At 67.7% G+C, this 310-nt stretch carries 1 pseudogene; it reads right to left on the bottom strand.

From position 1 onward, the window contains the following. Positions 1 to 310: pseudogene (locus PA598K_RS36865) on the bottom strand (thiol reductant ABC exporter subunit CydD); the annotation flags it as partial.

Raw genomic sequence — 310 nt, 5'->3', positions numbered from 1 at the left:
CGTCCAACCGGCGGGCTCGGCATCGAGGATCTTGACCATCCGCGCGAGCGCGCTGACGCCGTTCTGCCCGGCATGGAACTGCGTGCCGAGCGTGCGGATCGGCGTATAGAACTCCGGCGCCAGCAGCAGCACCAGGAAGGCCGCCTCAAAGCCGATCTCGCCATCGACGAGACGCAGGCCGAGGAAGACGGCGACGACAGCGGTGCTGAGCGAGGCGAACAGCTCCATTGCCAGCGCCGACAGGAACGCCAGACGCAGCGTCCCCATCGTCGAGCGTCGATGCTCGTCGCCGATGCGGGCGATGATGTCG

It is taken from the genome of Paenibacillus sp. 598K, from assembly GCF_003851045.1.
Classification (GTDB): Bacteria; Bacillota; Bacilli; order Paenibacillales; family Paenibacillaceae; genus Paenibacillus_D.
The sequence above is the reverse complement of the archived record's forward strand: the minus strand, read 5'-3'. Positions and strand labels throughout refer to the sequence as shown.